This window comes from Micromonospora rubida (assembly GCF_009908295.1).
GTDB classification, from domain to species: domain Bacteria; phylum Actinomycetota; class Actinomycetes; order Mycobacteriales; family Micromonosporaceae; genus Micromonospora; species Micromonospora rubida.
The window spans coordinates 190,642-214,222 of sequence record NZ_JAAALO010000009.1 but is presented as its reverse complement, the minus strand read 5'-3'; the positions used below and the strand labels follow the sequence as shown (position 1 = coordinate 214,222).

The window sequence follows — 23,581 nt, the reverse complement described above, 5'->3', positions numbered from 1 at the left end:
CGTCGTCGACGAAGGCGGGCGACACCGGACGACCGCAGGAGGACATGTCATGCTCACGGAGTCATCAGCGGCGGTGGTGCGGGCGACCCTGCCCGCCGTGCAGGCACACGGCGAGGCGATCACCGGCCGGTTCTACCGGCGGATGTTCGACGCCCATCCGGAACTGCTGGACCTGTTCAACCGGGGCAACCAGGCCACCGGGCAGCAGAAGGCCGCGCTGGCCGCCGCCGTCGTCGCGTACGCGGAGCACCTGGTCGGCGCCAGCGACGCGCCGTGGGGGCCGATCCTGGACCGGATCGCCCACAAGCACGTCTCGCTCGGCATCACCCCGGCGCAGTACACCGTCGTGGGCCGGCACCTGCTCGCCGCCGTCGGCGAGGTGCTCGGCGACGCGGTAACCCCGGAGGTCGCCGCGGCCTGGGACGAGACGTACTGGCTGCTGGCCTGCGAACTGATCGCCCGGGAAGCCCGGCTCTACCAGGGCGCCGGAGTGGCCGAGGGGCAGCCGGTCTGGCGGGCCTGGCGGGTTGCCGAGCGGGTCCGGGAGACCGCCGACGTCGTGTCGTTCGGCCTGGAGCCGGCCGACGGCGGCCCGGTGCCGGAGTTCGTCCCCGGCCAGTACGTCTCCGTCGCGGTCGACCTCGACGGCGGCCGGGGGCAGCAGATCCGGCAGTACAGCCTCTCCGGCCGGCCCGGCGCGGCGCGGTGGCGGATCACCGTGAAGCGGGTACGCGGCACCGCCGACGCGCCCGACGGCATGGTCTCCACGTTCCTGCACGAGCGGGTGGCCGTCGGCGACACGCTGCGACTCAGCCCGCCGTTCGGCGAGGTGAGCGCCGTGGCCGGGGACGGGCCGCTGGTGCTGGTCAGCGCCGGCATCGGGCTCACCCCCGCGATGTCCGCGCTGGAGCACCTCGCGGCCACCGCGCCGCAGCGGCCGGTGACGCTGGTGCACGCCGACCGGGCCGGCACCGCGCACGTGCTCCGCGACGAGCTGCCCCGGCTGCACCAGGCCCTGCCCAACCTGTCCACCGCGCTCTGGTACGAGAACACCGACGCCTCCGACGGGCCGTTCGCCGAACTGCCGGTGCGGGTCAGCCCGGGGCGCGTCGACCCGGAGCTGATCCCGCTCACCCCCGACGCCCACATCCACCTGTGCGGCCCGCTGCCCTTCATGAACCTGGTCCGCAGCACCCTGCTGCGCCGCGGCGTCCCCAGCGACCGGATCGCCTACGAGGTCTTCGGCCCCGGCATGCTCCGCGACGGGGCCTGACCCACCGCCGGCACCGCCCGCGCACCGGCGGTGCCGGCAGGGGTGGTGCCTCAGCCGGGGCGCTGGTCAACGGGCCGGCGGCGAGGCTGGGCGGGGGTGGGGCCGATCGGGCGGTTCACCCTCCGGATGCCCTCACGGATGACGAACAGCTCGCGCCGGGCGAGCGCGTCGCCCTTCTCATCCAGCTGGTAGCCGTCCAACCAGACCCAACCCTCGTAGGTGATCAGGTCGGTCCGAACCTTGATCAGCCGGAAGAAGATCGGTCGGATGAACTGAACGCTACAGACGCGAGTTACCTGGAGGACGTCGCCGGCCCTGAGTCCGATCATCGACGGGAACTGAGCCGTCGCCATGCCGTGATCCGGGCCCTGGCCGCCTGGACGAGAGGACACCAGCCGCTCGGGCTACAGGCGGAACAGCGGCGGTGTCGGTGCCATTCGAGCGTGCGCCAGGCGGCCAAGATCGACAGGGGCAGCCGACGTGCACTCACCTTGCCCTCGCCCGGCCCCGGCGCGCGACCGATCCGGCGGCACCGAATGCGCCCGCCGCACGGGCGGAGTCGAGTCGACCCTTGTCCCTCCAGAGCCAGACGACACAGGAGTCCCACCGAAAGTCCTGGTGCGGCTTCACGAGTTCGAGGTGCCGGGCGTCTCGCAACCTCATTTGTGCCTCCCTCAGGCCTGCCGAGTGCGGTCCACTGCGGCACCCCGCCCCACCGAGCCCAGCTCCACCAGGGCGGGGGTACCGCGTGATCGATCAGACACCGCCTGCTACCATCTTGTCAATCTGTAAGTGGCAAACGTAAACAGTGTGTCGTGCCTACGTTCAGGCTGTGAAGCGACCACGTCTGTACGGGCCTGGCGAGCTGGTCGCCCTGTTCGGCGTGTCCCGGCAGCGGGTCCTACAGATCACTCGTCGGCCCGGCTTCCCGGAACCCCTCGCCCGCCTGGTCGGGATGAACGTCTGGGACGCGGACGAGGTCGACGAGTGGGCCCGACACAACCGCCCACCCCGGCCGCCGGCGGACGAAGAAGAGCAGGGCTGACGACCGATCCCTCGTGGCCGCCCGCAAACGGAGAGGGCCGAGGGCGGGTGCCGCCCGCTACACCCGGGCCTCGTCAGCCTTCCGGTGAATCAGTCGTCGGCCTGGCCGTCCCCCACCCGCACTGACACTCCGGCGTCGCCACTGTGGACGGCGGCGGCGCGGCCTCCCCGGCTCCGGTGACCTGCTCGTCGACCGGTCGGGGCGCGACGGCGGGTCGACCCGAGGAGGTTAGGGGGCGAAGCCGAGGGTAGGGACCTGTCGTGCGCGTCCACGGACCCGGCCGGCTCGACAGGTCCCCGCCGACCGGGACGGGCGGATGGAGGAGGAAGAATGCGGATCGCGATGATCTCGGAGCACGCCAGCCCGCTCGCCGTCCTGCGCGGGGAGAGCAGCGGCGGGCAGGACACGCACGTGGCGGAGCTGGCGGCGGCCCTGGTCGACCGGGGCCACGAGGTGCACGTCTACACCCGCCGCGACGCCCCCACCCTGCCCGAGACGGTGGCCACCCCGGACGGCTACGAGGTGCTGCACGTGCCGGCCGGACCGCCGCGCCTGCTGCCCGGCGACGAGCTGCTGCCGCACACCGGCGAGTTCGGCCGGTGGCTGGCCGGGCACTGGCGCGACGCCTGGCTGCCCGACGTCGCGCACGCCCACTTCTGGCGCAGCGGGCTCGCCGCCGTGCACGCCGGGCGGCGCACCGGGGTGCCGGTGGTGCTGACCTACCACGCCCTCGGCACGGCGCAGCGGGGCACCCGGGACATCGGCCCACCGGGCCGGACCGGCTACGAGCGCGCGCTCGGCCGGGCTGCCGACCGGGTGGTCGTGCAGTCTCAGGACGAAATCGGTGAGCTGGTCCGCCTCGGGGTGCCCCGGTCCCGGATGTCCCTGGTGCCCGCCGGGGTCAACGAGCGGATCTTCCGCCCGGACGGCCCGGTCGCCCCGCGTGACCCGGCCCGTCCCCGGGTGCTGACCGTGGGGCGGCTGACGGAGAGCATGGGTTTCGAGGAGGTCGTCCGGGCCATGCCCGCGGTGCCGGAGGCCGAGTGCGTGATCGTCGGCGGCCCGCCGGCCGAGAAGCTGCCCACCGACGGCTCCGCCCGGCGCCTGACCGCGCTCGCCCGGTCCTGCGGGGTGGCCGACCGGGTCAAGCTGGTCGGCGGGGTGCCGCGCGAGGAGCTGGCCAGCTGGTACCGCTCGGCCGACCTGCTGGTCGCCGCCCCCTGGCACGAGCCGTTCGGCCTGACCGCCCTGGAGGGCATGGCCTGCGGCGTCCCGGTGGTCGGCACCGACGTGGGCGGCATCGCCGACACCGTCATCGACGGGCTCACCGGCGACCTGGTGCCGCCGCGCGACTCCCGGGCGCTGGGCACCGCGATCCGCCGTCTGCTCGGCGACAACGTGCGGCGCTTCGCGTACGCCACGGCGGCGCTGGACCGGATCCGCAGCCGGTACTCGTGGCGGCGCTGCGCCGAGCAGCTCAACCTCGTGTACGAGGCGGTTGCCACCGTCGCCCGGCCGGCCACGGCGGCGGCCTGACGACCGGCGGCCCGCTCACCGCCCACCCCTTACTACCCGCCGGTAGCTTACGGCCGTAGGCTGGTCCGGTGAGCGCGACCGAGGAGTACACGCAGGAGTTCGTCGACGTCGACGGCGCCCGACTCGGGGTGCAGGTGTATCCCGAGCCCGACGGCACGGCGGACGCCCCGGTGGTGGTGATCTGGCCCGCGATGGGGGTGCGGGCCCGCTACTACCGGCCGTTCGCCGCCGAGCTGCGGGCAGCCGGTCTCGCCGTGGTCGTCGCCGACCTGCGCGGCACCGGCGCGAGCACCCCACCCCCGAGCCGGGCCTGCCGGTACGGCTACGTGGAACTGGCCGCCGACGTCGGCGCGGTGCTCGCGGCGCTGAAGCCGAGGCTGGACGGGCGGCCCACGATCCTGCTCGGGCACTCCCTCGGCGGCCAGGCCGCCCTGCTGCACCTGGCCCTGCACGGCACGGACGCCGTGGACGGGCTGGCCCTGGTCGCCGTCGGCGTGCCGTACTGGCGCGGGTATCCGGGTCCCCGCCGGTACGGGGTGTTGCCGTACACCCAGGGGATCGCCGCGACCGCCCGGCTGCTCGGCGTCTGGCCGGGCTGGGGTTTCGGCGGCCGGCAGGCACGCGGGGTGATCCGGGACTGGGCGCACACCGCCCGCACCGGCCGCTTCCCCGCGCTCGACGGGGTGGACGCCGAGGCGGCGCTGCGCTCGCTGGACATCCCGGTCCTCGCGGTGAGCGTGGACGACGACCAGTACACCCCGCACGCCACCGTGGACCACCTCTGCGACAAGCTCGCCGCGGCCACCGTCGCGCGCGAGCGCTACACGACCGCGCAGGCCGGCACCCCACTCGACCACTTCGTCTGGGTACGCGCCAGCGCACCGGTGGCCGCCCGGGTGGCCGCCTTCGCCGCCGGGCTCCCCCACCGGGACTGACCCCGCCCGAGGATCGACCCGGCCACGGCGCGTACATGCGGGATCGGCGGGTATGCCGCACCGCCCGTACGGTGAAAGGGGATCAGATGTCCGAACGGCACACCGCACTGCGTTCGATGCACGACCTGGGCCTGGCGGCCTGGTTCGGCGGCTCCCTGATGGGGGCGCTCGGCGTCAACGGCGCGGCGGCACAGATCAGCGACTCGACCCAGCGACTTCCGGTGGCCTCGGCCGGGTGGGCCAGGTGGACCCCGGTCAACGCGGCGGCGATCGGCGCGCACCTCATCGGCGGCGTCGGCGAACTGGTGACCGAGAGCCCCCGGGTGCTCGCCCAGTCCGGGGTGGCCCGGATGAGCACGGTGAAGACGGCCCTGACGGTCGGCGCGCTCGCGGTCACCGGGTACAGCCGGCTGCTCGGGATGCGGTTGCAGAAGGCGGGCGGCCCGTCCGTCGAGGGGACGACCGAGCCGAACCCGCAGACGCCGACCGACGTGGCCTCCTACCAGCGGCAACTGAAGCTGCTCCAGTGGGCCGTCCCGGCGATCACCGGCGCGATGGTGGTGGTCACGGCGTACATGGGTGAGCAGCAGAAGCCGGGGCAGGTCCTCCGGGGCCTGCTCGGGCGCGCGGGCGGGCTGGCCAGCGCGCCCAGGGCGCTGGGGAAGGTGGCCGCCATGGGCGCGGCCAGGCGGCACATGGCCATGTCCGGCCGCTGACCGCCGCGCCGCCCGTGCCCGACCGGACCGGTGGGGCATGAGCGGCGCGCAGGCGGGCAATCAGCGCCCGTAGCACCGACCCGACCAGCGAGGTGGCCATGACGAGCAGGGACGGATCGACGACCGGCGGGGAGGAGCGCGGACCGGGGTCCGCCGCCCCGTTCGGCACCAGCGACGGGTTCGACGCCGGCCCGCCGTGGGGCGCCGGTGAGGACTCCCCGATGGACGAGGGCAGCGAGGAGACCGCCGTCCCGGAGGGGAGCCTCGGCGACCGGCGGGCCGGCGCACCCGCCGAACCCACCCCGCCGGCGGGGCGACACGGGTTCGGCAACGTCGAGGAAAGGCCGGTCGCCGAGGCCGGTCCGGGGGCACCGCCCGACCCGGCGCCGTCGCGGCGAGTGTTCCCGAACGACAGCGCCGGCGGGGACCTGCCGGACAACGCGCTCGAAGAGGCGACGGGGATGCACCCGGAGGGGATCAACCGGCGCGGCTGACCGGTACTTGTCCTGCTTGTCGCCGCCGGCCCAGGCGGCGCTGTGGCCGTGGAAGCGGACCACGGCCGGGTCGGCGGTGGTGACCAGGATCGGCGGCACCGACGAGACGAACCCCTGCGGCATGTCCACGCAGACATAGGAGAGGTCGTGCTCGCGCAGCAGGGCCAGCGTGCGCAGGACGGCGTCCTCGGTGAACCACGAGCCGTGCCGCAGCTCCACGCTCACCCGCCACGGCCGCAGCCGCTCGGCCAGGGCCAGGATGCGTCGCTCGGCCGCGGCGCTGCGGGCCAGCCATGGCGGGAACTGGAGCAGCACCGCGCGGAGCCGGTCGGCCGCCGCGATCGGCTCCAGCGCCGCCCGGAACCGGCCCCACAGCTCGTCGTACGCCCCGGCGGGCAGGTCCCGCCACCGGATCCGGGACGGGCCGCCGGCCGGCCGCAGGTCCCGGGGCAGCGCCGCGACCGGGGTGGGGTGGCCGGTGAAGAGGCTGAACGCCTTGACGTCGAAGGTGAACCCGGGCGGGGTGGCGGCCACCCAACCGGCGGTCGTCTCCGGCGTCGGCACCGCGTAGGACGACGTGTCCACCTCGACCAACCCGAACCGCTCGGCGTGGTGGCCGAGGCGGCCGGCGGGGGTGTCGGCCTCTCCTTCACCGACGTTGCCTGAGGGAGGGAAGGGGAGGCGGCGGACTGTAAGGATGCCGACCCGGCCGGACGGGTGGCGCCCATGGCCGCCCGCCCGTTTGTTCGGGCGGTGAAGGGGCAGGTCACAGGGGCAATGCCCGACGCGGAGAAACGGGAGACACGGATGCGCGCGCTGCGGTTGCCGGCATGGAAGTCCGAACCCGAGGTGGTCGAGGTGCCCGAGCCCACGCCGGGCCCGGGCCAGGTGGTGGTGAAGATCGGCGGTGCCGGCGCCTGCCACTCCGACCTGCACCTGATGGACGATTTCGAGGCCGGCTCGGTCCCCTGGAACCCGCCGTTCACCCTCGGCCACGAGAACGCGGGCTGGGTGCACGCCCTCGGCGCCGGGGTGACCGGCCTGGAGGTCGGCCAGCCGGTGGCCGTCTACGGCCCGTGGGGCTGCGGCACCTGCGCCCGCTGCCGGGTCGGCGTGGATCCGTACTGCGAGAACCCGGCCGGGGCGCCCGTGCCGGGCGGGGGCGGCGGGCTCGGCCTCGACGGCGGGATGGCCGAGTACGAGCTGGTCCCGGACGCCCGGCACGTCGTGCCGCTGCCCGAGGGTCTCGACCCGGTGGATGCTGCGCCGCTGACGGACGCCGGCCTCACCCCGTACCACGCCATCCGGCGGTCGTGGCACAAGCTGCCGCCGGACAGCACCGCCGTGGTGATCGGCGTCGGCGGTCTCGGGCACGTCGGCGTGCAGATCCTCAAGGCCACCACGGCGGCCCGGGTGATCGCGGTGGACACCCGCGCCGACGCGCTGAAGCTCGCCGAGGAGTACGGGGCCGACCTGACGCTGCGATCCGGCGACCAGACCGCCGAGGAGATCAGGAAGGCCACCCCCGGCGGCCGGGGCGCCGACGTGGTCCTGGACTTCGTCGGCGCGGACGCCACGCTGGCGCTCGGCGCGGCCGCCGCCCGCACCGTCGGGGACCTCACCATCGTCGGGATCGGCGGCGGCACGCTGCCGGTCTCGTTCTTCTCCGTGCCCTACGAGGTCAGCATCCAGAGCACGTACTGGGGCAGCCGGCCCGAGCTGATCGAGGTGCTCGACCTCGGCGCCCGCGGGCTGATCAAGCCGAAGGTCACCACCTTCGGGCTGGACGACGCGGTCGACGCGTACCGGCAGATGCGGGACGGGTCCCTGGAGGGCCGCGCAGTCGTCGTGCCGTGACCGGCGGTGGGGGCCCGCCCACGACGCGCGGCCCCGACCGGTCAGTCAGTCCGCCCCGAGCAGGCCTCGCACGTACGCGGCCTGGCCGACGTGTTGCAGGTCGTCCTCGACGACGCTGACCAGCCGGACCCCGAGGGTCACCGGCGGGTCCCACGCCTCGTCGACCACCCGGTCCAGGTCCTTCGGCCGCAGCCCGGCGAGGAGCCCCCGGGTCCGCTCGGCGACCGCGTCGAAGTAGTCGAGCAGCGCCTGGGCGTTGTCCGGCCGGACGGTGGCGACCTGCTCCGGGGTGTGCCCGAAGCCGATGTCGTCCGGGTCGGGGGGCAGCCCGAACCGGCCGGCCCAGTCCCCGCCGACCCACACCTGCTCCGCGTCGAGCAGGTCGGCGACGTGGTGGTCCTGGACCCTCGTCAGGTGCCACACCAGCCACCCCACCGGGTTCGCGCCGGGCGCCGGTGCCCGGCGCAGCTGCTCCGGCGACAGTCCGTCGACGGCGCCGCGGACCAGCCCGGGCAGCCGGCCGTATGCCTCGGTCAGCACATCACTCACGTCCACCCGGTCCTCCTCGACGTTGGGCTTTCCCGGCGCAGTACCGCGTCAGCGGGCCGCCAAACCTCGGGCCCTAGGGTGATCGGCGTGGTCGCGGCACTGGAGCTGTATCTGGACACCGACGCAACCCGGCGCATCCGGGTGCTGTGGGACGCCCTGGAGTCCGAGGGGGTGCAGAGCATGCGCTCCCTGCTGGAGCAGCGGCACCGGCCGCACCTGTCGCTGGCGGTGGCCCCCCGGCTGGACCCGGAGCTGGTCGTCGCCGCCCTCGCCGACACGGTGGTGGCGGCGCCGCTGCGGCTGACGTTCCAGCACGCCGGGCAGTTCGTCGGGCGGGTGCTGTGGCTCGGGCCGACCCCCACCGCCGAGCTGCTGGCCCACCACGCGCTCGTGCACGGCCGGCTCGCCGAGGCCGGCGTCGGGCTGGCCGAGCACTACCGGCCGGGGCACTGGGTGCCGCACTGCACGCTGTCCATGCGGGTGCCCAACGCCCTGCTGGCCGCCGCGGTGCGGCGCTGCCTGGAGGTGCTGCCGCTGGAGGCCACCGTGGTCGGCGCGGCGGTCACCGACCACGCCCGGGGCATCTGCCGACCGCTGCCCTGACCGGCACGGAGGGTCTGCCATCATCGTCACGATGCCCGCCAACCCGTCCGCGCCGACCGCCGACACCGCAGGCGCCCCGGTGCGGGGCAGCGTGCTCGAAGCGGTGCTGGAACGCGTCACCTACGCCAACGAGGAGACCGGGTACACCATCGCCCGGGTCGCCACCGACCGCTCCGGCGACGACCTGCTCACCGTCGTCGGCCCGCTGCCCGGCGCGCAGCCCGGGGAGCGGCTGCGGCTGGTCGGCCGATGGGGGTCGCACCCGCGCTACGGGCGGCAGTTCGAGGTGCAGCACTGCACCACCGTGCTGCCCGCGACGGTGCAGGGCATCGAACGCTACCTGGGCTCGGGACTGATCAAGGGAATCGGCCCGAAGATGGCGGCCCGGATCGTGGCCGCCTTCGGCGTGGACACCCTGCGGGTCATCGAGGAGGAACCCGGCCGGCTGGCCGAGGTGCACGGCCTCGGCAGGAAGCGCACCGCGGCGATCGGCGCGGCGTGGCAGGAGCAGAAGGCCATCAAGGAGGTGATGATCTTCCTCCAGGGCGTCGGCGTGTCCACCTCGCACGCCGTGCGCATCTTCAAGCAGTACGGCGACTCGTCGATCGCGGTGGTGCGCGACGACCCGTACCGGCTGGCCGCCGACGTGTGGGGCATCGGGTTCCGGACGGCCGACAGCATCGCCAAGGCCGTGGGCATCCCGCACGACAGCCCCCAGCGGGTGCGCGCCGGCATCCGCTACACCCTCTCCGAGGCCGCCGACGGCGGGCACTGCTACCTGCCCGAGCCGAACCTGGTCGCCGACGCCGCCGCGATCCTGGAGGTGCCGGCGGAGCTGGTCGCCGCCGGCCTGGCCGACCTGGTGTCCACCGAGGACGGCGTGGTCCGCGAGGCGGTGCCGAACCCGAGCAGCGAGGGCGCCGTCATCCCGGCGGTCTACCTGATGCCGTTCCACCGGGCCGAGTCGGCGCTCGCGGCGAGCCTGGTCCGGCTGCTGCGCGACCCGGTGGACCGGATGCCGGCCTTCGCCGACGTGGACTGGCCCAGGGCGCTGGTCTGGCTGCGGGCCCGCACGGGGGCCGAGCTGGCGGCGGAGCAGGAGCAGGCCGTACGGCTGGCGCTGACCTCCCGGGTGGCCGTGCTGACCGGCGGTCCCGGCTGCGGCAAGTCGTTCACCGTACGGTCGATCATCGAGCTGGCCGCCGCGAAGAAGGCGAAGATCGTGCTGGCCGCGCCCACCGGCCGGGCGGCGAAGCGGCTCACCGAGCTGACCGGCCACCCGGCCACCACCGTGCACCGGCTGCTCCAGCTCCGCCCCGGCGGGGACGCCACCTTCGACCGGGACAACCCGGTCGACGCCGACCTGATGGTGGTCGACGAGGCGTCCATGCTCGACCTGATCCTCGCCAACAAGCTGGTCAAGGCGGTCCCGCCCGGCGCGCACCTGCTGCTCGTCGGCGACGTCGACCAGTTGCCCTCGGTCGGCGCGGGCGAGGTGCTGCGCGACGTGCTGGCCGCCGACACCGTGCCCCGGGTCCGCCTCACCCGCATCTTCCGGCAGGCGCAGGAGTCCGGGGTGGTGGTCAACGCGCACCGGATCAACGCCGGCCGGGCCCCGGTGTTCGGCGAGCACCCCGACTTCTTCCTGTTCCCCAGCGACGAACCGGAGGTCACCGCCGAGCAGGTGGTCGACATCGTGGCCCGGCGGATCCCGCGCCGGTTCGGCCTGCGCCCCCGCGACGTGCAGGTGCTCACCCCGATGCTGCGTGGCCCGGCCGGCGCCGGCAACCTGAACACCCTGTTGCAGCAGGCGATCGCCCCGCACCGCGAGGGCGCCCCGGAGCGGCGGCACGGCGGCCGGGTGTTCCGGATCGGCGACAAGGTGATCCAGGTCCGCAACAACTACGACAAGGGCACCGCCGGGGTGTTCAACGGCACGGTGGGGGTGGTCACCGCCCTGGACCTGGACGACCAGACGCTGACCGTACGCACCGACGAGGACGAGGACGTGGGCTACGAGTTCCACGAGCTCGACGAGTTGCAACACGCGTACGCCATCACGGTGCACCGGTCGCAGGGCAGCGAGTATCCCGCCGTGGTGGTGCCGGTGACCATGAGCGCGTACACGATGTTGCAACGGAATCTGCTCTACACCGCGGTCACCCGGGCCCGGAAGTTGGTGGTGCTGGCCGGGTCGCGCAAGGCGCTCGCCATCGCGGTGCGTACCGCGGGCACCGGCCGGCGGCACACCGCCCTCACCCACCGGCTCTCCCCCGACCGGCCCTGAGCCGGGCCCCGGCCGGTTCGGTGGCCGACCGCGCCGGGCCGCCACCCGGTTCAGCGGGTCGCCGACGACCGCCCGGCGCTGCCTTCCGCTACTCGGCGATCCTGGTGCGGCCGGTCCAGCGGTAGACCACGGGCAGCTCGTCGGCGACGTGGACGGAGTCCCGTTCGAAGTGCTCGTACCCGCCGTAGTGGCTTACCTTGATCTTGTCCTCCACCGGGGAGATCCGGTGGCTGCGCTGCTCGGCGGGGAAGTTGTTCGGGCCGCCCTCCAGCACCACGTCGATGATGCTGGCGGCGTCCCCGCCGATGGGCGCCCGCGCGGACCAGGCGCTCAGGTCGTCATCGTTGACGATGCGGCCCGCCGTTCGGACACCGGTGGCGGAATCGGAAGAATCTGTCATCGCACGACCTCCGTCGCTTGTCGCTCCGCCCCGGACGCGTGAGACGTCGGTGCGGAGCGGGTATCCAGCGGGGGCGCCACCCCCCGCCCTGGTGACCAGCCTCGTCTAGGTAGAAAGTAATCCAGGTCACACTCACCGGACACCCTTAACGACCCCTAGCCAGGGCCCCCGTAGCGGCATCCACCGTCATGGGGGGTAAGTGCGGTAGCTGCGGCTTGATCGATCGATCGCGCCGAGAACCCTGACCATGTTTTGGGCCCTGGCCGACGTGGGTCGGCGGGTGAGGTGGGACAGGGGGCCGGCCGGCCGGCCGTCCGGCCGTCCGTCCGAGCGGCTGGGGTGCCGGGCGGGTAGTGCCACCTCGCCCCCTTTGCTCTGCTGCCGCCACCGCAACACCAGCACCGCCGTGCAACGACCAGCACCGCCGCGCGGCCCCAGCCCAGCACCAGTACCAGTACCAGCGTCGCGCAGCCGCTTGGCGTCGGGTGTCGGCACGAGAGTCGGCAGAACCGTAACGCTCCGCGAGCGTTGCACCGGGGGCAGCAGAGCAAAGGCGGCGCTGCGGGGTTGCCCGCCGGTCGGCGACGACGTCAGCGTCCACGTTCCCGCCCGGCGTGTCGTCTCACAAATCTGCAAACGATCACGCCACGACAGGCGCAGACGGGACGGGCCCTCCCCGCCACCCGGGCGGGAAGGGCCCTCGCATCCCGCTCGTCACTCCCAGCGGAAGAAGCGGGTGGCCAGCACGGATCCGAGCACCGCGGTGGCCGCCAGGACGAGGAGCTGCGACAGCGCCGGGCTGTCGCCGGCCCACGAGGCGGCGATGGTGTCCACCGTGGCGCCCAGCGGCGAGTAGTCGCCGATCCGGGCCAGCACGGTCGGCATCTGGTCGCGGGGCAGCCAGGCCCCGGCGAGGAAGAGCAGCGGGAAGAACAGCGCCGGGCCGATGGACTGCGCCGCCCGGGCCGACGGCGCGAGCGCGGCGATGAGCAGACCGATGGCGAACAGGCACGCCACGCCGAGCAGGAAGGCCAGCACGAAGCCGGGCATGTTCGCCGGGGACGACTGGTCCAGCAGGTACCGAACGCCGATTGCGGTGACCACCGCGCCGGCCACCCCCATCACCAGGTTCACCACGACCTGCGCGACCAGCAGCAGCCCCGGGTGGACCGGGGTGGTGGCGAGCCGGCGCAGCACCCGCCGCTCGCGGTAGACGCCCAGCGCCATCGGCAGGGTGAACAGCGCCAGCATGCCGATCGTGAGGGCCAGGGCCAGGGCCGGCAGGAAGGTCAGCTCGCCGTGCTGCCCGGCGCCCTGAGCTGACGATCCCCGCTGGGGCAGCCCGAAGACGAGCATCAGGCCGATCGGCAGCACGAAGACGAAGAACAGCGACACCGGTTCGCGTACGAACAGCTTCATCTCGACGGCGATGAGCTTGGTCAGGGCGTTCACGAGGACCTCTTGTCGGTCGGCGGCTGGGTGGCGGCGGCCCGGCCGGCGTGGCGACCGGTGAGCGAGACGAAGGCGTCGTCCAGGGTGGGCTGCTCGACCCGGAGGCCGGCGTACCGGACCTTGTGCTCCGCCAGCGCCGCGAGCACCGACTGGAGCACCTGCTCCGGGCCGGTCACGGTCACCTCGTCGCCGCCACGGCTGACCCCGGTCACCTCCGGCAGGGCGGCGAGCAGCGAGTCGTCCAGCTCGTCGAGCGGGCGGAAGTGCACCCGGTGCTCGGTGCCGACGCGGGCGAGGATGCCGGAGGGGGTGTCGATGGCGACGATGCGGCCGGCGTCGATGATGGCCAGCCGGTCGCAGAGCCGCTCCGCCTCCTCCATGAAGTGGGTGACCAGCACGACGGTGACGCCCCGGTCCCGGATCCGCTCGACCAGGTCCCAGGTGTCCCGCCGGCCCTGCGGGTCCAAGCCGGTGGTCAGCTCGTCGAGGATGGCCACCTCGGGGCACCCGACCAGCGCCAGGGCCACCGAGAGCCGCTGCTTCTGCCCACCGGAGAGCTTGTGGAAGGCGGTGTTGCGCTGCTCGGTCAGGCCCAGGTCGGCGAGCAGCTCGTCGATGTCGGCCCGCTGGCGGTAGAAGGAGCGGTAGAGGTCCAGCGCCTCGCGGACCCGCAGCTTGTCGGGGAGCTGGCTCTCCTGCAACTGGGCGCCGACGCGCTGGCGCACCTCGGTGCGGTCCCGGATCGGGTCCAGGCCGAGCACCCGCACGGAGCCGCCGTCGGCGCGGCGCAGCCCCTGCACGCACTCGACGGTGGTCGTCTTGCCCGCCCCGTTCGGCCCGAGCACGCCGAAGATCTCGCCCTGCTCGACGGTGAAGGACACATCGTCGACGGCCACCTTCTCCCCGTACCGCTTGTGCAGGTGCTCCACCTCGATGACCGGCATGGGCGTCGTCCTCCGTCACGTGCGGGTTGCCGTCGGGAGGGCGAACCCTGGAATCGCGGCTTGTCTTGCGGTACGCGGAATCGGTCGCGCGGCGACGACCGACGCCGGACATCATCCGGTGGTCTGAGTCACGAATCAACCCATCGACTGACGAACCGGGGTGTCATCCGGGGCCGACCGGCCCGACAGGGGTGCCCGCCGCGCACCGCGCGGGTCCGTCGCCGCGCCGGCCCGGCCGGGGGGCGTCCCGGGGCCCGGTGGCGGGCAGGTAGCGGCCCGGGTGCCGGCAGTATTCCTCGACCGGCGCCACCCCCTCGCCGACCACCTCGGCGTACGCGAGGGCGAACGCCTCCCGGGCCACGGCCAGGCTGTCCACCAGCACGCCGTCGAGGTCGAACACGACCGCCCGGACCTGGCCGGACGCGTCCCGCCGGCCTTTCGCCTCACCGGTCACCGGCGGCACCTCCTGAGCGACGTCGACGACACGGCCGGCGACGGCCGGTAGGGGTGGCCGGGCCGGGGGAACCCCGACTACGGTCGGGTCGTCCCGGGACCCGCCGTGCCGGGCCCCCGGCGACGACGCGCACCGCGCCGGCGCCCACGCGAACCCTACCGGCGACCCGGCCGGGCCGGCGGACCGCAAAGGTCCGGCGTGGCGTCGGCCCGGCGGGGCGTCGGCGCCGGATCCGAGCCGCTGGAGAGGGGCGCAGGGCATGACGTTGCTGCGTTGGCTGGCAGAGTCCGACGACGAGCGCCCGGGCGCGGTCCGGGTCGACGACCGGGTGGTGTCCTGGGTGGAGCTGCGCCGCCGGGCCTCGGCGGTCGCCGACGAGCTGCGCGGCGTCGACCGGGTGGCCGTCGAGGCCACCGCCACCCTGGAGACGGTGGTGGCGGTGGTGGGCGCGTTGACCGCCGGCGCGGCGGTCGTACCCGTGCCGCCCGACGCGGGCCCGATGGAGCGCGAGCACATCCTGCGCGACTCGGGCGCGGCGGCGCTGCTCGTCCCGGCGAACGGTCCGCAGCCGGTCGGCGGCGCCGGCCCGCCGGTGGTCCCGGTCGACCCGACCCGCGGGTCGGACACCGTCCACCCGGAGCCGGACCCGGCCGACACCGCGCTGATCCTCTACACCAGCGGCACGACCGGGGCCCCGAAGGGCGCGGTGATCTCCCGGGGGGCGGTCGCCGCCTGCCTGGACGGCCTCGCCGACGCCTGGTCCTGGACCCCGGACGACCTGCTGGTGCACGGCCTGCCGCTGTTCCACGTGCACGGGCTCGTGCTCGGCGTGCTGGGGCCGCTGCGGCTGGGCAGCCGGCTGCACCACGTGGGCCGCCCCCGACCCGACCGGTACGCCGCCGCGGCCGGCTCCGTCTACTTCGGTGTGCCCACCGTGTGGTCCCGGATCGCCGCCGACCCCGACGCGGCGCGGGCGCTGCGCCCGGCGCGGCTGCTCGTCTCGGGCAGCGCGGCCCTGCCGGCGGCGGTCTTCGCCGACCTCGCCACGCTCGCCGGCCACCGGGTGGTCGAGCGGTACGGGATGACCGAAACGCTGATCACGGTGAGCGCCCGCGCGGACGGGCCCCGCCGGTCGGGCACGGTCGGCGTGCCGCTGCCCGGCGTGCGAACCCGGGTGGTCGACGAGCACGGCGCGGCGCTGCCCGCCGACGGCGTGGCGATGGGCGAGCTCCAGGTGTGCGGGTCCACCCTCTTCGACGGATACCTCAACCGGCCGGACGCCGACGCGGCGACCCGCACCCCGGACGGCTGGTTCCGCACCGGGGACGTGGCCACCGTCGACCCGGACGGCTGGCACCGGATCGTCGGCCGGGCCGCCACCGACCTGATCAAGAGCGGCGGCTACCGGATCGGTGCGGGCGAGGTGGAGGACGCCCTGCTGGCGCACCCCGGCGTCCGGGAGGCCGCCGTGGTCGGCACCCCGCACCCGGACCTGGGCCAGCAGGTCACGGCGTACGTGGTGGGTGACGGGGTGGACGGGCCGGGGCTGATCGACTTCGTGGCCCGCCAGCTGTCCGCACACAAGCGCCCCCGCGAGGTGCGGTTCGTCGACGCGCTGCCCCGCAACGCCCTCGGCAAGGTGCAGAAGACGAGGCTGACGGCCGACTGACCGGCCGGGGCCGGCGGCGGTGCTCAGGCTGCGGGCACCGGGACGCTGATCGCGGTGAGCACCAGGCCCCGGCCCACCAGGAACCGGCCGGTGAAGGCGGTCACCGGCACGCCGCCCAGCACCGGGCCGGGCACCAGCAACTCGGCCACGAAGGTCCCGGCCGGGTCGACGACGATGTCCGCCTCGGCGAAGTCCAGCCACCGGCCGGTGAGCGGGAACCACGCCTTGTACACCGACTCCTTGGCGCTGAACAGCAGGCGGTCCCAGCAGACCGTGGGACGGGCTGCGGCCAGCCCGGCCGTGCGGATCCGCTCGGCCGGCAGGGCGATCGCGTCGAGCACCCCCTCGGGCAACGGCGCGTGCGGCTCCGCGTCCACCCCGATGGTGGCGTACGCCGCCGCCCGGCCGAGGACCGCCGCCCGGTAGCCGTCGCAGTGGGTCATGCTGCCGACGATCTCGGCCGGCCAGATCGGGGCGCCGCGCGCGCCGGAGAGGATCGGCACCGGCGCGACGCCCAGCTCACCGAGCGCCCGGCGGGCGCAGTGCCGCACGGTGGTGAACTCCCGGCGCCGCTTCTGCACCGAGTTCGCGACGAGCGCCTCCTCCTCGGGGAACAGGGTCAGTCCGGCGGGATCCTCGAAGGACTCGGACACGGCCACGGAGGGGGGGAGGATCTGCTCGATCACCCGCCGATGGTAGGTGCGCCGGGTCGCCGCGCCGCCCCCTGGGTGGTCGATAGGGGTAAGGTACGGGTGCCCGCCGCCCGGGCCGCCTGCCAGTCTGTGGGATGCCGGCCCAGGTGGCCGAGGCGTGCGGAGTGGTCGGACGGATGCGGGAAAGCGATGCTCAGAGGCAAAGTGGTGCGGTTCGACGAGGTGCGGGGTTACGGGTTCATCGCCCCGGACGACGGCGGTGACGACGTGTTCGTCCACGCGAACACCGTCGATGGCGACAAGTGGACGATGGTGCCCGGCGTGCCGGTGGAATACGAGGCGGTGGAGAGCGACCGCGGCCCGAAGGCGCTCACGGTGCGGGTGATCGGCGGCGCCCCCGCCGCCGAGCGGAGCGCCACGGCCGGTGCCGTGCGCGCCCGGGAGGTCCCGGCGGGAGCGGTGGACGAGGAGGGCCTGTGCGACGTGCTCTCCGAGCGGGCCCTCTCCGCGGAGACCACGGAGGCCCTGCTGACCGCCGTGCCGGACCTGACGGGTGCGCAGATCGTGGCGATCCGCGCCCGGGTGCTGGCGCTGGCCCGGCGGCACGGCTGGGTGGAGGGCTGACGCTCCGTCGCACCGGCCGGGGCGCGGGCGCGTTCAGCCTGCGGCGATCAGCAGCGACTTCCTGATCCGGCCCTGCACACTGCGCGGCAGCTCGTCGACGAAGTGCACCCGACGGGGCCGCTGGCAGGCCGACAGATACCGCCCGACGTGGTCGATGAGCGCCTGGGCGGTGAGCCCCTCGGCGGCGACGACGTACGCGGTGACCTGCTCGCCGAGGACCCGGTGCGGAATACCGACCACAGCGGCGTCGTGGACCCCCGGGTGACTCAGCAGCACCTCCTCGACCTGGCCGGCGTGCACGCGGACGGAACCGTGCACCACGTCCGTGCGGCGTCCGATGATCCGGTGTGACCCGTCCGCCGCCACGGTCGCGAGGTCGCCGGTGGCGTGCCACCCGTCGGCGCCGGTGCGCTGCCCGCGCCGGTCGACGTACCCGCTGAACAGCGTCGGCCCCCGGATGCTCAGCTCGCCGACCGCCTCGCCGTCGGCGGGCACCGGCAGGTCGTCCCGGCCCAGGACCCGGGCCTCCACCCCGGGCAGGGGCGCGCCGACCGCGCCGACGGCCGGTGGGGCGTCCACCCGCCCGGCCAGCGCGATGAGGGTCTCGGTGGTGCCGTAGCCCTGGATGAGCGAGTGCGAGGTGAGCAGCCGGACACGTTCGGACACGGCGGGCGCGAGCGGGGCGTCCCCGGAGACCAGGAGTCGGGCGCCGGCGAGGGTGCGCGCCCAGGGACGGTCCCGGGCGATCCTCGCCCACTGCCCGGGCACCGCCAGGTACAGGGTGCCGGCCGGGCCGGCGGCGGCCTCCCGGTCGAGGTGGACGAAGCGGCTGCCCACCCGCAGCGCGCCGAGCAGCCCGACCACCAGACCGTACGCCCGGAACAGCGGGGCGCCCTGGACCAGGACGTCGTCCCCGGTCCACCGCCACGCGTCGGCCAGCAGGTCCAGGCCGACGGCGATGGCCCGGCGGGAGATGCGCACGCCGCGCGGCGGCCCGCTGGTGCCTCCGGTGTAGAGGATCACCGCGTCGGCGCCCGGCTCCGGCTCGGGCTGCCGGGTCCAGGATCGCTGCCGCAGGTCGACCGGGACGGCCGGCAGGCCGAGGGTGCCGGGGCGGTCCCGGCCGAGGACCACGGTCACCCCGGCCTCGCGCAGGATGCGGCTGCGCTCCCGCTCGTCGGCGGCCGGCGGCACGGGCACCAGCGGCACGCCCGCGTGAACGGCGCCGACCATCCCGACCACCGCCTCCAGGCTGGGGGTCGCCTCGACGGCGACCGCGCCGGCACCCCGGATCCGGTCGGCGACCGCGTTCACGCAGCCGAGCAGCGCTTCGCTGGAGAGGATCCGCCCGGCGACCCTGACCGCGTCGGCCCGGTCGGTGCCGTGACCGCACAGTGCCGGCAGCAGTGTCATCTCCGTTAACCCCTGTCGGGGACGTGGTGGAGTCTCGGCAGTGGCTGGGACATCACGGCCACAGAACCCTTCGCGTCATGGGTGAGTGCAGCCCATATCCGGCCTTCCCCGCCGTCCGCGCGGGTGCTCCGAAATTAGGCTGCCCATTCGCTTGGCACAACCCCTAGCCGCGCGGGCCGGGGCGCTGCCGGCGGGCGGGCTGCCGGGGCGTGACGGGCCGACGGGCCAGGTAGGACGCGATCCGCGCCGGCTCGGCGGGCGACGCGGGGGCGGGGCCGAGGCCGGGGCCGGGCCCTGACGACGGCGGGGCGGCAGCGGGGCGAGCGGGCCGGTGCGGCGTATTCCGCCCGCGACGCACAGCCGGGAAAACCCGGTCCGGGCCGGGTGGGACCTAATTGGCGACGACCATTGCAGTAGAGTACGAATCAGATTCCGGCCGGATTTCGTGATATTGATGCCGGGCGTCTGGTCGAATGCATCGTGCGCCACTGCGGCAATCGCGCGAACGCGGCACACGAACATCCACTGAGGCCGCATATGTCTTAATTGACGTCTATCTCGCCTATCGGCCGTTAAAGGTTCGAATCGGGCAAGAGTGTGGCGATGTCGCCACTGCGGATCCTCCCGTTTCATCCACCGTTAACGACGTCCTCGAACACGGGCCGACCGGCGGCTGGCGCACACCCACAGGGCGGGCGCGACAGTGGCGGAAGGCGAATTCTTTTAACCTTTTGTCGATGGGGCACCGACCGCTCGGCAACCGGAAGGCGCACCGGGAGCCCCGGCCCTGGGCGCGCCGCCGACCCGCCGCCGACCCCACCCACCCGGGGGCCGGGGGCCCGAGTCCGCCGGCGGGGCACACCCGCCCGGCGCGCACCGGCCGGCAACCCGGCCCGCCGGCACCGGGCCACCCGATCGGGGCTCTTGAGCTGCACCTTCTTCACACACGGCGACGACTCCGGCACCGGCTGGGCCCGGGCCGCGACCGGCCACCCCGGGCATCGAACGCGGATTCCGGGCCGCCGCTCGCGCGGGCCGCCGGCGCCCGCCACGAAGCCGACGGGCGGGACGCCGGGGCCGCCGCCCGAGGACCCGCGACGGCGACGCGGGCACCGACGCCGAACGCCGCGACACCTCTCCCACCAATTCCCGGCAAGCGTCGAAAGCGCCCATGAGCAGCCCGCATCACGTTGCGAATTCGGCCGACGACTTTCCGTTGCGACGGGGGGCGACACCCCGTCGGTGCCGAACCGATGTTTGCCTATCCTTTACAACTTCCCGCTTGCCGCCCAATTCCGGGACTGACATACTCCACCATGCACGGCGATCGATAGCGGGGGGTGAGCCCCGAGGGGGCGGAAATTGTCGATGGCACTGGTGGGGCCGCGATTCGGAGGCGCCATGCAGTCAAGTTAATCGATGGCACGCCTCCACAATGAGACGGTCGTCTATATTCGCCAATATGGGAATGGGTCGAAAATTGCCGGTCTCCGATTTCGTCAGGCCCTTCGGCAGCCCTGGGAAGATGGCGCACCCGGCGCCGGCGGACATCGCGCTCGTTCCGAGGCCACGACCATGGAGTTGACCGAACGGCGCAGCCAGCTCGCCTTCCTGGAGCACCGGCTCGCCGACCTGCTCCGGCCGGCCGGCCGGCCCATCGACGACCGGCCGTTGACCGTCCTGACGGGCCCGGTCGGCGGGGGCAAGACCACGCTGCTACAGGCGTTCGCCCGGCAGGTCGCCGGATCCGGCGTCCGCTTCCTCGCCGCCGGTGCGTCCCGCGCCGAGCGCACCGTCCCGCTGGAGGTCATCCGTCAACTCGTCCGGGCCGCGCCGCTGAGCGACGGCGACCGTGACCGCCTCGGCCGGCTGATCGACCGGGGCGCCCTCACCTGGGGCGACGCCGACGACGGGAACCTGGAGGGCACCGCCCTGACCACCGCCGCGCTCGGCAGCGCGCTGGTGGAGCTGGCCGGCCGAGCACCCCTGGTCATCGCGATCGACGACGCCCACCACGCCGACATACCCTCACTACGCTGTCTGGACTACGCCGCGAGGCGGATCGCCGGCCTCCCCGTGCTGATCGTGCTCACCGAGTCGCCCCGCACCCGGCCGTGGTATCCCGAGGTGTACGCCGAGCTGCTGCAACCCACGCGGCTGCACCGCGTCCGGCTGCCCCTGCTCACCGCCGACGGGACGTACCAACTCCTCGCCACCCGGCTCGGCGCGCCCGCCGCCCGCCGCATCGCCGACGAGTGCCACGAGATCACCGCCGGCAACCCGCTGCTGGTGCGGGCGCTCAGCGACGACCACCTGGCCGCCACCGGGCAACGCCCGGACCGGCCAATCGTGGGTGAGGCGTTCCGGGAGGCCGTGCTGAGCTGCCTGTACCGCTGCGAGCACCTGGTGCTCAAGGCCGCCCGGGCGCTCGCGGTGACCGGGGAGCCGCTGCACGGGAGCCTGCTGCCCCACCTCGCCGACGTCCGCGCCGACTCGGCGCTGCGGGCGATCGACGGGTCGACCAGCGGCGGCCTGGTCACCGAGGACGGGCTGCGACATCCGACGGTGGTCCAGGCCGTGCTCGACGGAATGACGTCCGAGGAACGCGCCCGGCTGCACCGGAAGGCCGCCTGCCTGCTGCACGAGGACGGCACCGCGCCGGAGCGCATCGCGCGCCATCTGGTCAGGACCGAGGAACTGGGCGAGCCGTGGATGGCCCAGACCCTGCTGGACGCCGGAGAGCAGGCGCTGATCGACGGCGAGCCCGGCACCGCGCTGCGCTACCTGCGGCGGGCCAACCGCGACTGCACCGACGCCCGCCTGCGGGCCTGCATCCGCTCGGCCCTCGCCCGGGCCGAGTGGCGGCTGGACCCGCAGGCCGCGGTGCCCCACCTGCTCGGCGTCGCCTCCGCGGTGCGGGCGGGACACCTGAGCAGCCGGCAGGCCTCCGGCCCCATCCAGTTCCTGCTCTGGCACGGCCAGATCGACAAGGCCGTCGAGCTCGTCCACCACCTCGGCAGACGTGCCGACAGCGCCGACCCGAACTCCGCCGCGGCATTGGTGATCACCAAGGGGTGGATGGCCACCCTCTATCCCGGGGTGACGGCCAACCGGCCGATGCCCTCGCCGGCCGTCCGGGACCCACTGACCCTGGCCAAGGTCAAGCGGCGGCTCCACGGCGTGACCATGCTGACCTCCGTGCTCGAACGGGGCGACACCGGCGTGGTCGAGGACGCCGAACGGGTGCTGACCACCATCGGCCTCGACGACGAGCGCAACATGTGGACCGCCGTCTGTGCGCTCGTCGCGACGGTCTACGCCGACCGGCTGGAGCTGGCCGGCGACTGGTCCGAGAAGCTGGGCGACACCCCGGCGGCACACCGGCAGCCCACCCCGGCGGCGATGATCGCCGCCGTGAAGGCGGTGGTCGCCGAGCGCCTCGGCGACCTGAGCCGGGCCCGGGACCTGGCCGACACCGCGCTGACCCAGCTCACCCACAAGGGCTGGGGCGTGGCGATCGGGGTGCCGCTCGCCGTCCGGCTGCGGGTCCTCACCCTCATGGGGGAGCTCGACGATGCGGCCGGCTGCCTCCAGGTCCCGGTGCCGCAGGCGATGTTCGAGACGCCGTTCGGGCTGCACTACCTGCACGCGCGCGGCCTGTACGCCCTGGCCACGGGGAGCCCGGAGGCCGCCCTCGCCGACTTCCAGCTCTGCGGTCAGCTGATGACGTCCTGGCGGCTGGACCTGCCCGCCCTCGTCCCCTGGCGGACCGAGTCCGCCCGGGTGCTACTGCGGATGGGCCGCCGCGAACGGGCCGAGAAGCTGGTCCGCGAGGAGCTGACCCGGCTGCGACCCACGCACCTGCGGTACCGGGGGTTCGCGCTGCGGATCCTGGCCGCGACGGGGGAAGGGCCGGACCGGATCCAGCACCTGCGCGCCGCCGTCCGGCTGCTGCGCCAGAGCGGGGACCGGGCGGAACTCGCCCACAGCCTCATCGACCTCGGCCACGTCTACCAGGAGGTCGGCGACCTGCGGCAGGCGCGCAACGCCATCCGCGCGGCCCGCACCCTGGCCCAGGAGTGCGGCATCCCGCTGCTGCGGCCCAGCCTCGCCACCGGGGCCGCCGGGCCCGGCGAGGTCTCCTCCGACGTGGCGGTGGTGGTCGACGGCCTCAGCGACGCGGAGTCGCGGGTGGCCACGCTGGCCGCCCGGGGCCACACCAACCGGGAGATCGCCGAGAGGCTCTTCCTCACGGTCAGCACCATCGAGCAGCGACTGACCCGGATCTACCGCAAGCTCGACGTCAACTCCCGCAGCGACCTCGCCGTCCGGCTGCGCCTGGGCCGCCCCGGCCCGGCCCCGACGGGGCACGGCGACGCGCCGTCGACCCCGGGCGACCCGGAGCGCTAGCCCTCCCCCGCTCGCCGGACCCCCGCTCGCTTCCTTTTCCCCGTCGTCGGGCCGCCCCCTGTCGCTCGCCGTGGGCACACCCGACAGGCGTCGGCGACAGCGTTTCGACAACGCCAAGTCACAGTGGCGCCACGGACTGTCCATTATGTCTTCGATCGCCCCAGTCCTGGTCGGACACTCCCCTGACTGTCGTTCCGCAACCCCTACCGGCCAAAGGGATCCGTAGGTTTGAGGCGGGAACGGTGGGGTCTCAAGGACGTTGTCGCA

General features: G+C 74.3%; 19 protein-coding genes and 2 pseudogenes. 12 read left to right on the top strand and 9 right to left on the bottom strand.

Annotation, left to right across the window (positions count from 1 at the left end):
* The first annotated feature begins 49 nt into the window (after positions 1-49).
* Entirely contained in the window at positions 50-1,273 is a 1,224-nt protein-coding gene (locus tag GVV04_RS26755) for a globin domain-containing protein (protein WP_161691723.1), read from the top strand.
* A 50-nt stretch (positions 1,274-1,323) separates the two neighbouring features.
* Here GVV04_RS26755 and GVV04_RS26750 read toward each other — a convergent pair whose 3' ends face one another.
* Entirely contained in the window at positions 1,324-1,626 is a 303-nt protein-coding gene (locus tag GVV04_RS26750; protein WP_235967086.1) for a hypothetical protein, read from the bottom strand.
* A gap of 479 nt (positions 1,627-2,105) precedes the next feature.
* Between GVV04_RS26750 and GVV04_RS26745 the strand changes: the two genes are divergently transcribed.
* The 5 genes from GVV04_RS26745 (at position 2,106) to GVV04_RS26725 (ending at position 5,999) form a co-directional block, all read left to right on the top strand.
* Entirely contained in the window at positions 2,106-2,318 is a 213-nt protein-coding gene (locus tag GVV04_RS26745; protein WP_161691721.1) for a DNA-binding protein, read from the top strand.
* Positions 2,319-2,648: 330 nt separating this feature from the next.
* Positions 2,649-3,854, top strand: coding sequence for a glycosyltransferase (locus GVV04_RS26740; RefSeq protein ID WP_161691719.1), 1,206 nt, complete (start codon positions 2,649-2,651; stop codon positions 3,852-3,854).
* A 68-nt stretch (positions 3,855-3,922) separates the two neighbouring features.
* Entirely contained in the window at positions 3,923-4,789 is an 867-nt protein-coding gene (locus tag GVV04_RS26735) for an alpha/beta hydrolase family protein (protein ID WP_161691717.1), read from the top strand.
* A gap of 86 nt (positions 4,790-4,875) precedes the next feature.
* A complete protein-coding gene (locus GVV04_RS26730; protein WP_161691715.1) occupies positions 4,876-5,505 on the top strand; it encodes a hypothetical protein in 630 nt (209 codons plus the stop codon).
* A 98-nt stretch (positions 5,506-5,603) separates the two neighbouring features.
* Entirely contained in the window at positions 5,604-5,999 is a 396-nt protein-coding gene (locus GVV04_RS26725; RefSeq protein ID WP_161691713.1) for a hypothetical protein, read from the top strand.
* A 63-nt stretch (positions 6,000-6,062) separates the two neighbouring features.
* Here the strand turns inward: GVV04_RS26725 and GVV04_RS26720 are convergent.
* Positions 6,063-6,584: pseudogene (locus tag GVV04_RS26720) on the bottom strand (DUF72 domain-containing protein); the annotation flags it as partial.
* Positions 6,585-6,806: 222 nt separating this feature from the next.
* Between GVV04_RS26720 and GVV04_RS26715 the strand changes: the two are divergent.
* On the top strand, positions 6,807-7,856 hold the full coding sequence (locus GVV04_RS26715) for an NAD(P)-dependent alcohol dehydrogenase (protein ID WP_161691711.1): 1,050 nt from the start codon (positions 6,807-6,809) through the stop codon (positions 7,854-7,856).
* A 45-nt stretch (positions 7,857-7,901) separates the two neighbouring features.
* Here GVV04_RS26715 and GVV04_RS26710 read toward each other — a convergent pair whose 3' ends face one another.
* Complete coding sequence (locus GVV04_RS26710; RefSeq protein ID WP_161691709.1) at positions 7,902-8,411, bottom strand: mycothiol transferase; 510 nt, start codon at positions 8,409-8,411, stop codon at positions 7,902-7,904.
* An 81-nt stretch (positions 8,412-8,492) separates the two neighbouring features.
* On the opposite strand from GVV04_RS26710, the gene GVV04_RS26705 reads away from it, so the two are divergent.
* A complete protein-coding gene (locus tag GVV04_RS26705; RefSeq protein ID WP_161691707.1) occupies positions 8,493-9,008 on the top strand; it encodes a 2'-5' RNA ligase family protein in 516 nt (171 codons plus the stop codon).
* A gap of 31 nt (positions 9,009-9,039) precedes the next feature.
* A complete protein-coding gene (gene recD2 / locus GVV04_RS26700; RefSeq protein ID WP_161691705.1) occupies positions 9,040-11,295 on the top strand; it encodes an SF1B family DNA helicase RecD2 in 2,256 nt (751 codons plus the stop codon).
* Positions 11,296-11,383: 88 nt separating this feature from the next.
* Here the strand turns inward: recD2 and GVV04_RS26695 are convergent, their stop codons facing one another.
* The 4 genes and pseudogenes from GVV04_RS26695 to GVV04_RS33580 form a co-directional block, all read right to left on the bottom strand.
* The gene (locus tag GVV04_RS26695) at positions 11,384-11,695 is read right to left on the bottom strand and encodes a DUF5988 family protein (protein ID WP_235967084.1); all 312 of its coding nucleotides are present in this window, start codon (positions 11,693-11,695) and stop codon (positions 11,384-11,386) included.
* 714 nt (positions 11,696-12,409) lie between these two features.
* Positions 12,410-13,147: an ABC transporter permease gene (locus tag GVV04_RS26690; protein WP_161691703.1), complete on the bottom strand. Its 738-nt coding sequence runs from the start codon at positions 13,145-13,147 to the stop codon at positions 12,410-12,412.
* On the bottom strand, positions 13,144-14,091 hold the full coding sequence (locus tag GVV04_RS26685; RefSeq protein WP_161691701.1) for an ABC transporter ATP-binding protein: 948 nt from the start codon (positions 14,089-14,091) through the stop codon (positions 13,144-13,146). The genes GVV04_RS26690 and GVV04_RS26685 overlap by 4 nt, the downstream gene beginning before the upstream one ends.
* A gap of 262 nt (positions 14,092-14,353) precedes the next feature.
* Positions 14,354-14,545, bottom strand: a pseudogene (locus tag GVV04_RS33580) (hypothetical protein); the annotation flags it as partial.
* Between the two features lie 259 nt (positions 14,546-14,804).
* Between GVV04_RS33580 and GVV04_RS26675 the strand changes: the two are divergent.
* Positions 14,805-16,214 carry an acyl-CoA synthetase gene (locus GVV04_RS26675; RefSeq protein WP_161691700.1) on the top strand — a complete coding sequence of 470 codons (1,410 nt, stop codon included), beginning with the start codon at positions 14,805-14,807 and terminating at the stop codon, positions 16,212-16,214.
* 23 nt (positions 16,215-16,237) lie between these two features.
* Here the strand turns inward: GVV04_RS26675 and GVV04_RS26670 are convergent, their stop codons facing one another.
* Positions 16,238-16,900, bottom strand: a complete 663-nt coding sequence (locus GVV04_RS26670) for a 4'-phosphopantetheinyl transferase family protein (RefSeq protein ID WP_161691698.1) — start codon at positions 16,898-16,900, stop codon at positions 16,238-16,240.
* 156 nt (positions 16,901-17,056) lie between these two features.
* Here GVV04_RS26670 and GVV04_RS26665 point away from each other — a divergent pair, with 156 nt between their 5' ends.
* Positions 17,057-17,491: a cold-shock protein gene (locus tag GVV04_RS26665; protein WP_161691696.1), complete on the top strand. Its 435-nt coding sequence runs from the start codon at positions 17,057-17,059 to the stop codon at positions 17,489-17,491.
* Positions 17,492-17,524: 33 nt separating this feature from the next.
* Here GVV04_RS26665 and GVV04_RS26660 read toward each other — a convergent pair whose 3' ends face one another.
* Positions 17,525-18,904, bottom strand: a complete 1,380-nt coding sequence (locus GVV04_RS26660; protein ID WP_161691694.1) for an AMP-binding protein — start codon at positions 18,902-18,904, stop codon at positions 17,525-17,527.
* Between the two features lie 1,575 nt (positions 18,905-20,479).
* On the opposite strand from GVV04_RS26660, the gene GVV04_RS26655 reads away from it, so the two are divergent.
* The gene (locus tag GVV04_RS26655; RefSeq protein ID WP_161691692.1) at positions 20,480-23,314 is read left to right on the top strand and encodes an AAA family ATPase; all 2,835 of its coding nucleotides are present in this window, start codon (positions 20,480-20,482) and stop codon (positions 23,312-23,314) included.
* The last annotated feature ends 267 nt before the right edge of the window (positions 23,315-23,581 follow it).

Coding starts and splice junctions, on each gene's coding strand:
- GVV04_RS26715 (WP_161691711.1), top strand. CDS start 6,807: ATGCGCGCGCTGCGGTTGCCGGCATGGAAGTCCGAACCCGAGGTGGTC.
- GVV04_RS26675 (WP_161691700.1), top strand. CDS start 14,805: ATGACGTTGCTGCGTTGGCTGGCAGAGTCCGACGACGAGCGCCCGGGC.
- GVV04_RS26740 (WP_161691719.1), top strand. CDS start 2,649: ATGCGGATCGCGATGATCTCGGAGCACGCCAGCCCGCTCGCCGTCCTG.
- GVV04_RS26730 (WP_161691715.1), top strand. CDS start 4,876: ATGTCCGAACGGCACACCGCACTGCGTTCGATGCACGACCTGGGCCTG.
- recD2 (WP_161691705.1), top strand. CDS start 9,040: ATGCCCGCCAACCCGTCCGCGCCGACCGCCGACACCGCAGGCGCCCCG.
- GVV04_RS26655 (WP_161691692.1), top strand. CDS start 20,480: ATGGAGTTGACCGAACGGCGCAGCCAGCTCGCCTTCCTGGAGCACCGG.
- GVV04_RS26660 (WP_161691694.1), bottom strand. CDS start 18,904: ATGACACTGCTGCCGGCACTGTGCGGTCACGGCACCGACCGGGCCGAC.
- GVV04_RS26695 (WP_235967084.1), bottom strand. CDS start 11,695: ATGACAGATTCTTCCGATTCCGCCACCGGTGTCCGAACGGCGGGCCGC.
- GVV04_RS26750 (WP_235967086.1), bottom strand. CDS start 1,626: ATGGCGACGGCTCAGTTCCCGTCGATGATCGGACTCAGGGCCGGCGAC.
- GVV04_RS26755 (WP_161691723.1), top strand. CDS start 50: ATGCTCACGGAGTCATCAGCGGCGGTGGTGCGGGCGACCCTGCCCGCC.
- GVV04_RS26725 (WP_161691713.1), top strand. CDS start 5,604: ATGACGAGCAGGGACGGATCGACGACCGGCGGGGAGGAGCGCGGACCG.
- GVV04_RS26665 (WP_161691696.1), top strand. CDS start 17,057: ATGCTCAGAGGCAAAGTGGTGCGGTTCGACGAGGTGCGGGGTTACGGG.
- GVV04_RS26685 (WP_161691701.1), bottom strand. CDS start 14,091: ATGCCGGTCATCGAGGTGGAGCACCTGCACAAGCGGTACGGGGAGAAG.